The 11,622-nt window shown below is 69.7% G+C and carries 6 protein-coding genes; 1 reads left to right on the plus strand and 5 read right to left on the minus strand.

What is annotated here, in order from left to right; all coding sequences use genetic code 11:
- Nucleotides 1-111 precede the first annotated feature (111 nt).
- Together nhaA and OTB16_RS38575 are read right to left on the minus strand one after the other, a co-directional pair.
- Nucleotides 112-1,374, minus strand: coding sequence for a Na+/H+ antiporter NhaA (gene nhaA / locus OTB16_RS38570; RefSeq protein WP_420717885.1), 1,263 nt, complete (start codon nucleotides 1,372-1,374; stop codon nucleotides 112-114).
- A gap of 283 nt (nucleotides 1,375-1,657) precedes the next feature.
- Nucleotides 1,658-3,199: an alanine/glycine:cation symporter family protein gene (locus tag OTB16_RS38575; RefSeq protein WP_267727528.1), complete on the minus strand. Its 1,542-nt coding sequence runs from the start codon at nucleotides 3,197-3,199 to the stop codon at nucleotides 1,658-1,660.
- 529 nt (nucleotides 3,200-3,728) lie between these two features.
- On the opposite strand from OTB16_RS38575, the gene OTB16_RS38580 reads away from it, so the two are divergent.
- Nucleotides 3,729-4,322 carry a hypothetical protein gene (locus tag OTB16_RS38580; protein ID WP_267727530.1) on the plus strand — a complete coding sequence of 198 codons (594 nt, stop codon included), beginning with the start codon at nucleotides 3,729-3,731 and terminating at the stop codon, nucleotides 4,320-4,322.
- A 197-nt stretch (nucleotides 4,323-4,519) separates the two neighbouring features.
- Here the strand turns inward: OTB16_RS38580 and OTB16_RS38585 are convergent, their stop codons facing one another.
- From OTB16_RS38585 to OTB16_RS38595, 3 genes are all read right to left on the minus strand, one after another.
- Nucleotides 4,520-4,744 carry a hypothetical protein gene (locus OTB16_RS38585; protein WP_267727532.1) on the minus strand — a complete coding sequence of 75 codons (225 nt, stop codon included), beginning with the start codon at nucleotides 4,742-4,744 and terminating at the stop codon, nucleotides 4,520-4,522.
- A gap of 33 nt (nucleotides 4,745-4,777) precedes the next feature.
- Nucleotides 4,778-9,655, minus strand: coding sequence for a DNA repair ATPase (locus OTB16_RS38590; protein WP_267727534.1), 4,878 nt, complete (start codon nucleotides 9,653-9,655; stop codon nucleotides 4,778-4,780).
- Nucleotides 9,656-9,754: 99 nt separating this feature from the next.
- On the minus strand, nucleotides 9,755-11,622 hold a 1,868-nt coding region (locus OTB16_RS38595; RefSeq protein ID WP_267727536.1), incomplete at its 5' end, for a flotillin family protein.

The raw sequence follows: 11,622 nt of genomic DNA on the forward strand, positions 1-11,622 counted from the left end.
GACGCCCGGCCCCGGGTTCTCGCAGCTCGGTGACCGCTGTCCTGATCACGAGGACTGCGACGACGATCGCCAACCCCAGGAGCGTTGCTGCCACCCGCCCTCTCCTTCGCGTCAGTCGTTGGCGCCGGTCGCAAGGGTGCGCTGGTAGATGTCGGGGATGCCGTCCGCGTCGGCGTCGAGGGTCTCCTCGTCGTACAGGCGCCGGTAGACCTTGTTCCGGCGCCGGAGCAGGACGGCGGCCAGCACGGCCGCGGTGAGGGAGGCGACCAATACGGCGGCCTTGACGTGCTCACCGACCACCGCGCCAGGGAAGGCCAGTTCCCCGATCAGGAGGGCGACGGTAAAACCGATCCCGGCGAGGACCGAGAGGCCGAGGACATCGGCCCATGCGAGGTCGGGGTTGAGTTCGGCTTTGGTGAAGCGGGCGGCGAGGTAGGTGCCGAGGAAGATGCCCAGGATCTTGCCGACGACGAGTCCGATGACGACGCCGAGTGGTTCGGGGCTGGTGAACACCGCGGCCAGTGCGGGGCCGGAGATGCTGACTCCCGCCGCGAAGAGGGCGAAGAGGGGGACGGCGACACCCGCGGAGATCGGGTGTACCAGGTGGGAGACGCGGGCGGCGGGGGACGCGTTCTCGCCCTTGTCGCGGGTGGTGCGCAGGATGAGGCCCATGGCGACGCCGGCGACGGTGGCGTGGACGCCGCCGTTGTACATCAGCGCCCAGATGGCGATGCCGAGCGGTACGTACCACCACCAGCCGCGGACCCGGTAGCGCTGGAGGAGGTAGAAGACGGCGAGGCCGGCGAAGGCTCCGCCGAGCGCCCAGAGGTTCAGGTCGCTGGTGAAGAAGACGGCGATGATCAGGATGGCGCCGAGGTCGTCGACGACGGCGAGGGTGAGGAGGAAGGCGCGCAGGGCGGAGGGCAGGTGGGTAGAGATGACGGCGAGGACGGCGAGCGCGAAGGCGATGTCGGTGGCCATGGGCACGGCCCAGCCATCCAGGCTGCCGCCACCGAGGCCCGCGGTCAGTGCGTACAGGGCAGCCGGCACGGCCATGCCGCATACCGCGGCGATGACGGGCAGGGCAGCCGTGGCGGGGGTGCGCAGCTCGCCGACGACGAGTTCTCGTTTGAGTTCGATGCCGGCGACGAGGAAGAAGACGGCGAGGAGTCCGTCGGCGGTCCAATGCCCGACGGACAGGTCCAGGCCGAGTGCTGGTATGCCGAAGTGGAAGTCGCGTATCGCTTCGTACACGTGACTGAAGGGGGTGTTGGCCCAGATCAGCGCGATGACGGCGGCGGCGAGGAGCACGAGTCCGCCGACGGTTTCGGTGCGCAGGGCGGAGGCGATGGCCTGGCGTTCGGGCCAGGGCATGAGCCCGAACACGATGCGAGGGCGCGGGTCACTCACGGGGATGGCCTTCCGGGGCGTCGGCTGAAAATGGGCACACGGCCCCTAGGACGCCGACCAGACTTCCCGGCACACCGCGCGTCATCGGCAGCTCGGCTGCCCCCTTGACGCGTTCTTTACACCTTATGGGAGATGTCCGGATACCGCCAGAGGGGTTCCCACCTGCTGAAACGCAAGCAAACGGGCTCGTACACACCAAGGCGCGAGGTGTGGACGAGCCCGCTCAGGAGCCGGGCCGCGGGGGCGGTCAGACGGTGGTCTTCACCGGCTCCTGATCTGCCTCCGCGTCGGCGTCCGTCTCGAGGCCGGCGTCGCGCCGGCGGACGAACTCGAGGAACTTGTCCAGCTCCCGCTTGACCACGGGGGCGAGCAGGTACAGGCCGATGATGTTGATGACGGCGAGCATGAAGAGAACCGCGTCGGCCATGTCGATCAGGGTCTGCAGGGTGAGGAGCGAGCCGGCGACGGCGAACAGGGTGTAGAAGACCTTGAAGGTCAGCTCGCTGGCCTTGCTGCGGCCGAAGAGGTGCGTCCAGGCCTTCATGCAGTAGTAGCCCCAGGTCAGCACGGTGGAGATGGCGAACAGCATCACCGCGATGGTGAGGATGTACGGGAACCAGGGCAGGACCGTTCCGAAGGCGTCGGAGGTGATGGTCACGCCGCCGACGCCGCCGTCCTTGCGGGCCTCGGCCCAGCTGGCCGGGTTGGCAATGACGATCGTCAGGGCGGTCATGGTGCAGATGACCACGGTGTCGATGAACGGCTCCAGCAGCGCGACCAGGCCCTCGCTCGCGGGGTGCTTGGTCTTGACCGCGGAGTGCGCGATCGGCGCGGAGCCGAGACCGGCCTCGTTGGAGAACGCGGCCCGCTTGAAGCCGACGATCAGCGCGCCGAGGACACCACCGGCGACACCCTGCGGGTTGAAGGCGCCCTCGATGATCGAGGAGATCGCGGACGGCACCGCGGAGACGTTGACCAGGATGACGACCAGGCAGGCGGCGATGTAGATGCCGGCCATCGCCGGGACCAGCTTGCTGGTCACCGAGGCGATCGAGCGGATGCCGCCGAGGAGCACGATGCCGACGATCGCGGCGATCAGGATGCCGAAGAACAGCGCGCCGGCCGAGGAGCCCATCATGCCGCTCTCGCCGCCGGTGACGGAGACGAGCTGGGCGTAGGACTGGTTGACCTGGAAGAGGTTGCCGCCGAAGAGACCGAAGAACAGGATCATCGCGGAGGCGAGGACACCCAGCACCTTGCCCAGCTTCAGGCCCTTGGCGCCGAACCGGTCACCCAGGCCCTTGGGCAGGTAGTGCATCGGGCCGCCGGAGACCGTGCCGTCGGCGTGCACCTCGCGGTACTTCACACCGAGCGTGACCTCGACGAACTTCGTCGCCATGCCCAGGAGACCGCAGAGGATCATCCAGAACGTCGCGCCCGGACCGCCGATGGATACGGCGACGGCGACACCGGCGATGTTGCCCAGGCCCACCGTGCCGGAGACGGCCGCGGTCAGCGCCTGGAAGTGGTTGACCTCGCCAGCCGACCCCTTCTCGTCGTACTTGCCGCGCACGACGTCCACAGCGAGGCGGAATTTGCGTATCTGGACGAGGCCGAACCAACTGGAGAAGACCAGGCCGGCGACCACGAGCCAGGCGACGATCAGGGGGATCTGGGTGCCGCCCACCGGGACGGAGTAGAAGACGATTTCCCCGAGCCACTTGGCGATGGGCTCGAAGAATCCGCTGACGGCTTCGTCCACGGAGTTGGTGATGGTGTCGAGTGACATCAGGCTTTACCTCGATGGCGCAGAACCGGCGCAGTGCGGTGCGGCGGTGTGAGTGCGGGCGGGCGTGGAGCGAACGCTGCTGTCCGATCAGCGACCCTGGCGTCTCGGTCCGCGGACTCGGACCGTGTCTTCCCTGGCCGTGCAGAGCCGGTGCGAGCCGGCACTCCGTGGTTCGGCGAGGGGCGGTGCCGAAACGGAGTTGCGCATTCATAGCACGGTCTTTATGACGTCTTTAGTGACGCACGTCACTGCCGCGGGTACCGGGCCTCTGCCCCAAGGGTCGGTAATGCGATCGTTATCCGGATCTGAGGTTCCCCTGAGCGAACAGGTCGGGGTGTGGACACCGGTCGGCGCGATCTCCGGAACCGGGAAGCCGGGGCGGACAAGAGCGGGAAAGGAAGCCGGATGATCTGGTTGATCACCGCTGCGGGCGCCGTCCTGGTGCTGATCGTGCTGCGCGATGTGTTCCCCCATGGCGGGTGGGGTGCCACCAAGGTGTGGGTCTCAGCCGTCTGGTGATGACGGCCCTGTGGCGGGTGTCCTCGCCCCTGACCCCGCGCCGCCGCTCCGCCTGGTCCACGTCTCCGCCTTGGGCCTCGGCGGCATCGCGCCCACCGCGGGATGGCTGCGCCTCCTCGCCCCCATGGAGGCCCTCGTGGGCTTCGCCCTCCTGAGCGGGACGGTCGCCTGGACCCTCGGCATCTACCCGGCCCTGGCCGCCGCCGCGCCCTCGCCCTGCGGCTCTCGCACCTCGCCTGCACCCACCCCACCACCGAGCAGATCGACGCGGACGCCGGGCGCCGCGATCATCGACAGCCTCGCGGCCGCAGGGGCCGTGATCTCCGTCGACTTCCAGCAGTACGCCGAGTCCTCCTACTTCTACTTCTACGACGGCGACGACCGCACCTCCCTCGCCTGCCAGATCACCGGAGCGGCGAATCTGGCGGACCAGGCCGCCGGCGCCCGCCACCCCGATGTCCGGCTGTCCGCGGCCGTGCTCCGGGCCGCGCTGGACGACCTGGCCGTCACTCTTGACGAGCGCTTCCTGCGCACCGGGGGCACTGCGCGCCAGGTATGCGAGGCCTTCGCGCGGGACCACGGGCGTCACTCCGGCGTTCAATAGCGCTTCGGTGGCGTCGGCTGACGGTCGTCAGGTCCTCCGCGCCTGCGATCACCTGCCCCGCCGCCCCGCCTCACCCCGGTGGTGGCTGTCCGCAGGACCGGCTGGCGCCCGAGGCACGGACGGTCACCCTCCGGACGTCGCTTCCGACACGGTGCGAGAAGGCAACTGGTGCGCCACCTTCTCGGTGAGGCTTCGCATCACTGCCTGACCCGGTACAGCCGGATCTTCCGGTTCACGAAGAGGTGTACGTAGCCGCACTCCAGGCAGATGAGTCCGGTGGCAGATTCGTCGGCCCAGGCGAGCTTCAGGAACTCCAAGCCGAAGCTGTTGAGTTTGACCTCCCGCCTGCGGAACTCGTCGCTCTGGCAGATCAGGCAGCGGATCCAGGTGTCCTCGATCGCCGCACGCACTCGCTTTGCCATGCCCGTTCCTCCTGTTGCCTCAGGGAGCCGTGTTCACGGTCGTGGACCGTGCTCCTCCCGGGACGCGTGCCGCCCGCCCGGGAGGGCGGTTCCGCGTGGGGGGATCGTCGCGCGGGTGATGGCGCTCTCCACGGCGGTGATCCGGTCGGCGAGCAGGCCGAGGGCGGCGACCGCCGGGGTGAGCGGGTCGTCGTCGGTGCTGCCGAGCGCCTGGGTGCGGACGTGGGAGATGGTGACCTCGGTCCAGCGGGCTGCCTGTTGTGGGGTCAGGGTGCCGCGGAGGGCGCCGAGTTTGAGGAGGTTGGCTTCGGCTCCGGTGGTGAGGGTCTGGGCCTCTGCCGTGTAGTGGTCGTCGATCACGGCGTCCAGCTCGGCGTCGTTCATGACCGGGGAGATCCGGGCGGCAATCTTGTTCATGTTTCGGTAGGAGCCCTGGAGCTGGAAGGGCGGCTCGGTGCGGCTCGCGTCGCTCTGGGCTGCAGAGGCGATGTAGGCGCTGTTGACGGCGAGGACCGTTGACCGGGCGGTGAAGAGATGGCGCAGTACGGCAAGGATCCTGTCCAGTGCGGCAGGCGGATACGGGTGGGTGAGGCGGTCACGGCGGGCGGTGGGGTCGTCGGCGGCGAGCTGTGCGAGGAGTTCGAGGTCGGCGCGGTCGCGTCCGGCCAGCGGGGCAAGGACCGGGTTCGAGGTGAGGGCGTTCTCGACGAAGCTCAGGGCGAAGGCGTCCTCCTTGCCGGTGAGAACGTCGCCGAGGTTCCACACGTCGGCGCGGTTGGCGAGCATGTCGGGGACACGGAAGCGCTGCCCGGATTCGGTGTACGGGTTGCCGGCCATGCAGACGGCGAAACGTTTGCCGCGCAGGTCGTGGCCGTTCAGCGTGCGGGTCGTGTCGCACAGCGGGATGAACTTCTGGAGCAGTTCCGGTGAGGTGTGCTGGATGTCGTCCAGGTGGAGCAGGACGTTGTTGCCCGCCTCCAAGGCGAAGGCGATCTTCTCCAGCTCGCGGCGCGCGGTGGTGTTCGGGGCAGCTTCCGGGTCGAGCGAGGTGGTGTCGTGCCCGAGGGAGGGGCCGTCGATCTTGACGAAGAGCAGACCGAGTCGCTCGGCGACGTATTCCACGAGGGTCGTCTTGCCGTAGCCGGGAGGCGAGAGGAGCAGCAGCAGACCGCTGCTGTCGGTGCGCTTGGCGTCTCCGGCCGCCCCCAGCTGTTTGGCGAGGTTGTCGCCGATGAGAGGGAGGTAGACCTCGTCGACCAGACGGTTGCGGACGAACGAGGACATGACCCGGGGCCGGTAGGCGTCGATCCGCAGCCGCTCACGCTCGGCCGTGCCGAGGGCGCTGCGCTGCCGCTGATAGACGCGGAAGCCCGGGACATCACGTTCGGCGAACTCCGCGGTGCGGGCGAGGAAGTCGTCCAGGCGCAGGACGAGGGCGCGTTCCCTGATCCGCGGGTGGGCGCCGAGCAGACCGGAGACGGCGGCCGTGGTGGTGCCGCCGGCCTCGTATCGGTCCAGTGCGGGGCACAGTTCGACGGCGGTGGCCTCGGCGACGTCGTCTTCGCCGATGTCCTCGCCGGAAGCGGCCGCGTAGGAGGTGAGCCAGCCTTCGACGAGCTGCCGCCGTGCTGCCAGGTTCGGAAGCGCCGCGAGATCCTCGTCGTACGGTGACGTGCCCACGCTGCGGCGGAACTTGTCCAGGAGGGTGCGGGCAGCGGTCGATACCGCGAATCCGATCGGTGTCGACGTCAGCTCTTCGAAGAGGTACTCGGCGGCGCGCGCCGGGTCGGCAGCGCCGGGCGGCGTGAACACGTTGATGGCTTCGGCCAGTTCGTCCTGGAGACCACTGATGGCGGGCGCGAGCCCGAAAGTGTCGCGGGCCCGGGCCAGGGATACCGCGCGGCGGGTGAAGGAGTCACGCTCCTGCTCCGTCGTGCCGTGGGCCCAGTACAGCGCGGCCGTGGCCCTTTCGCGCGGTGGGTAGCGCAGCAGACCGGCACTCTCGCGCAGCCGCAGCAGCACCCGCAGGATCGCGGTCGCGTCGTGGTCGTGGACTCCGCGCTCGTAGCCCTCGTCGTACGCGGCTTCGGCGGCCCGCCGTACGAGCGTGTCCAGGTCGGCGTCGGCGAGCGTGTCGGCGCCGTGCTCGGCCAGCAGGCTTGCGGCCAGGTACTCGGCCCGGTACACGTCGGGCGACTCGGAGGCCAGTGTCCGGGCCCAGTAGGCCCGGGTGGCCGCGAACTCCGGGTCGATGACCGGGCGGCGGTAGTCGGTGCCGGTCAGGGCGAAGGCCAGGCCGTCCTGGTGCGGTACGAGCGTCAGCTCGGCCTGCTGCCGCGTGACGGCGAACCGGTGCCGGCCCAGGCGGATGGTCTCTCCGCCGTCCGCGAAGAGATCCGTACGGTCGCGCAGCGCGCGCCCGGCTTCCTGGCGGGCTGAGGCCAGCCGACCCTCCAGTGCCTCCGCCCTTACGGAGTCGCCGAGTTGGCGCAGCTGTTTCGCTGTCCGGCGGACCTTGGCGGTCATCGGGTCGGAGGAGAAGTACGTGTTGACGTCGTCGGGGTTGTTCAGAGCCGACGCCCTGCGGGTGATGGCCTCCAGCACTCGGCTCGCGGAGTCGGCGAGGGCCTCGGCTCGCCGGGCACGGGCGTCCTGGAGGGTCTGGCGGCGTGCCGAGAAGGCATCGTGGACCTCGGTCCGCTTCTCGGCGATCTGGCCGAGGAAGCCGCCGTGCTCGGCGAAGCGCGATTCGAGGTTCTCCAGCTGGAGCAACAGGCGGGCGAGCTGTGTTTCGCAGTCCTCGGGCGTGGCGGCCACGGCCAGGGCGCCGGTGACGGCCTGGCCCAGGAGCGCGAACTCGGCCGCGAACTCGGCCCGCCCTTCCCGGTCGAGGAGTTCTCGACGGCGGACGGCGAGCGTGGCGCGGGCCCGGTTCACGGACCCAAGGACCTCGGCGATCCGCTCCAGAATGGCGGTGCGTACGGTCGCGTCGCCGACGTCCAGGCCCGAGACGACCTCGACCAGACTCTGCAGGCCGAAGGTCCGCTCCTCCAGCAGCTCCTCCACAGGGGCGGCCTCGGCGACTGTGGTGATGGCCTCGGCGTCGGCGGTGAGCTGCTCGGCCTCGGCGCGATAGGCGGTGAAGGCATCCTCGCGCTGCAGGAAGGCCACGGCACGCTGGGCCGCGGAGGCGATGTCGCCCTCCACGTTCCCGGCCAGGGTTTCGATGGCTTCCGAATCCGCGTACCGCATCTCCTTCAGGGTGACCAAACGGCCTTGCGAGCGGCGCAGTTCGGTGATGCGGTCGATCCACCCCTCGGCGGTGGCCGGGGCCTCGCCGCGGATCCGGCGGACCAACCGGGCGATCGGCTGAGCGGCTTCGGCGAGGGCATCGGCAGCATGCCGGGTGAGGACCTGGACACTCTCGACCTCCTCCAGGACCTGCTCGGCTGTCGTCCTGACGGCTGCCAGCGGGCCGCTCAGGTCCCCGGTCTCCGCGTCACCCAGCCAGGAGTACCGGTCGGCGGCCCGGACGCAGGCGGCGAGCAGCGTCTCGTACACCGCCCCGGAGGGTCCGGCTTCGGTCTCGGTGGCGTGCCGGGCGATGGACAGGCAGTCGGCGATGCCCCGGACCAGGTCGGCGTTGCCGATGCGGGCGAGCGGGCCGTTGCCCGCGGAGGAGGCGAAGGTATCGGAGGTGTAGGGGGTCTGCCAGATCTGCACGGGGTGCATGCGTGCGGGCTCCGCGGCCTCGGCGCGCAGGACGACGAGGGTGCCATCGTCGAACAGGGCATGGCCTTGGCAGGAGATGGGGGCGGCGACCTCCTTGCGGATCAGGTTGTAGGAGAGCAACAGGCCGCGTCCCTCGGCGCGGGCGTGGAAGGTGAACAGCACGTCCTCGCCGTTGGGTGAGCGGACGCCCTTCTCGAATTCCAGGTCCGTCGTGTCCGTGTCGAAAGTCTTCACAGTGCCGGAGGCCAGGCAGTAGCCGCCGGGAAAGACGATGCCCTCGTCGTCGTGCAGCCGATGGCAGGACTGGCCGATGCCGTCGAGGCGGACCACTATGTTCGTGACGGTGTTGAAGACCAGGTGGCGCCTGGTCTCCTCCTTGTAGGGGCGGATCCGGAGCAGGATCAGCGTGCCCACGGTGGCGTACGCGACCTCTGCGTCCGCCAGGGACTGGAGCGGCTCGTCGACCGGCTCACGGTAGATGCACTCGCCGGTCTCTGTGTCGTCCTCGGTCTTCACGGTGAGCGCGCCGCCGAGCGTCGAGACGAAGAGCCGTCCGTCGATGGAGGTGTGCGGGTGGCGGCCGAGGATGTGGTCGTCCCGGGTGGTCTCCCGCCACTCGACGTCGTGCGCGGGCGGGAACACATGGTCGCGCTCGCCCTGCGCGTCCAGGAACCGTGCCTCGCCAGCCGAGGTGAGGGACCAGCGCAGGACGCGGATGTCCTCCGTCTGCTCGCCGGTCTGGAAAACGGCCAGCAGCTTGCCGTCGACGCGGCGTAGCTGGAGCAGCCGCGCGCCCTGGTAGTAGCGGTGCAGCGCGCCGAACTCCCGGATGAAGCCGGGGTCGTCGAGTAGGCCGGGCGCCGCGCTGTCGGGGAGCGGGTTCAAGTCGCGGTCGTACAGGGCGAGCACGTCCCCGACGGACTTCTCCGGCCCCTGGCCGGTGGAGCCGTTGTAGCCGAAGAGCAGTAGGTCTGCGACGGCGACGATGTCGCGGGGCACGCGGCTGTGCTCGGTGCGCAGGCGCTCGGACCCCGAGAGCGTGAGGCCGGTCCCGCCGAACTCGGCGATCCGGGCGGTGTTGAGGGCTTCCGTGCGCCGGGCCAACTCACCGGCCTGTGTCGCGAGCCGGTCTCGCAGAACCTCGTACGTCCCCGCGTCCATCGTCGTGGCCGTGGCCATGTGCTCCAGCTCCCTCGTGTACGGATGGTGGTGCGGGTGCGGAGCCGCCGCCCCCTCCGCGGCGGCTCCACACCCTGTTTGACCGCACCCCCGTGGCGGTCAGCTCTTGGCGGTGCCGCCCCGGGCGGCGCCGTTCTGCCCCGCGAGTCCACTCACCGGCAGGTCGGCCAGGCCGAGCTGTCGGGCCTTGGCCATCAGCTCGTTCAGCTGTCCCGATCCGGCCGGCATGAGCTTCATCAGCAGGGCCGAGACGGTCAGGTTCTGCACGTCGGAACTCGACACCGAGCCCAGCACCTTCGTCAGGTCCTCGGTGAAGGAGCCGGAGCCGTCCAGCCACGGGCCGGCAAGGACTTGGGCGGTCTGCGAGTTGTCCATGAACCCGTCCACCGCGCGGCCCATCGACATCGCCCCGACGATCCGGTCGAAGAACGCGGTCTCGCCGCCGATGATGCTGATGTCGGCGCTCTCCAGTCCCGTCGCCAGGACGGTGGCCTGGGCTTCCGCGACCTGGCGCTGCATGTCGAGGCCGGCGAGCCGAATCTCCTTCTCGGCCTCCAGCCGCAGCCGGTACTCCTCGTGCCCGCGCGAGGCCTCGTCGAGGGCGGCCATCGCCGCCGCTTTCTCGGTCAGGCCCTCGGCCTCCGCCTTCAGCTTCTCGCCGATGGCCACCGCCTCGGCCAGCGCCATCTCACGGGCGCCGTCCGCCTCCGCCTTGAGCCGCGCAGTCGTGGCCCCGGCCTCGGCCCGGCCCGTCTTCTCGATCGCGTCCGCCTCCTTCTCCCGCACGGCGACGGCGGCCAGCCCCTGGGCGGCGGCTTCCGCCTGGATGCCTTCGGCAAGGCGGATCTTGGCACGGGCGTCCAGGTCCGCCGTCTTGCTGCGGGCCTCGGCGAGGGTGAGCTCCTCCGCCGCCCGGTGCACGGCCGCCTGCTCGGCGGCCTCAGCGGCCTTGATGTCCTTGACCAGCTTCTCCTGCGCCTCGGCCTCCGCGCCGATGACGATCGCCTGGCGGGTCCGCTCGGCCTCCTCCACGGTCCGCAGCCGCTTGATGGACTCCTCCTGCTCGGCGACCGTACGGTCCACCGCGATCCGCTCCCGCACGACCTCGGCGATATCCCGCTTCTCGGTCTCGACCTCCTTGTCGGCGGCGATCCGGGACAGCGCGGTCTCCCGCTCCCGCGCGATGACCTCCAGCAGGCGGTCCTTCTCGATCCGCTCGTTCTCGACGGCGATGACCCGCTCGCGGTTCTTCTGCGCGACGGCCACCTCACGCGCCTGGTTCTCCCGCTGGATACCGAGCTGCTCCTCCGTCTTCAGGAAGGCGCTCTGCGCCCGCAGCCGCTCCTCCTCCACAACCCGCGCGGTTTCCGCTTCCTCTCGCGCCCGTACCGTCTCGATCTCGCGGTGCTGCTTGCTCTCGGCGTCGGCCTGACGGCGCTCCAGCTCCAGGATGGCCTCGCGGGCGTCGACGTTCTGCCGGGTGAGCTCCTTCTGCTCGTGCTGGCGGAACTCGTTGGTGCGTACGCTCTCGATCGCCGTCAGCTCGGTGATCTTCCGGATGCCCTGGGCGTCCAGGATGTTGCCGGCGTCCAGCTGGGAGAGCGGCGTCTGCTCCAGGTAGTCGATCGCCGCGTCCTCCAGGCTGTAGCCGTTCAGATCGGTGCCGATGACGTGGATGATCCGGTCCCGCAGCTCGTTGCGCATCGTGTAGAGGTCGGTGAAGTCGAGCTGCTTGCCGACCGTCTTGAGCGCCTCGGAGAACTTGGCGTTGAACAGTTCCTGCAGCGTCTCCTTGTCCGAGGCCCGCTGCGTACCGATGGCCTGGGCGACCTTGATGACGTCCTCGACGGTCTTGTTGACGCGTACGAAGAACGAGATGCGGATGTCGGCGCGGATGTTGTCCTTGCAGATCAGACCGTCGCGGCCGGTCCGGGAGATCTCGATGGTCTTCACCGAGATGTCCATGA

The organism is Streptomyces antarcticus, from assembly GCF_026627255.1.
Taxonomy (GTDB): domain Bacteria; phylum Actinomycetota; class Actinomycetes; order Streptomycetales; family Streptomycetaceae; genus Streptomyces; species Streptomyces antarcticus.

Bases quoted from the DNA above. Each gene is read 5' to 3' on its own strand.
- nhaA (WP_420717885.1), bottom strand. From the start codon at position 1,374: ATGCCCTGGCCCGAACGCCAGGCCATCGCCTCCGCCCTGCGCACCGAA.
- OTB16_RS38575 (WP_267727528.1), bottom strand. From the start codon at position 3,199: ATGTCACTCGACACCATCACCAACTCCGTGGACGAAGCCGTCAGCGGA.
- OTB16_RS38585 (WP_267727532.1), bottom strand. From the start codon at position 4,744: ATGGCAAAGCGAGTGCGTGCGGCGATCGAGGACACCTGGATCCGCTGC.
- OTB16_RS38590 (WP_267727534.1), bottom strand. From the start codon at position 9,655: ATGGCCACGGCCACGACGATGGACGCGGGGACGTACGAGGTTCTGCGA.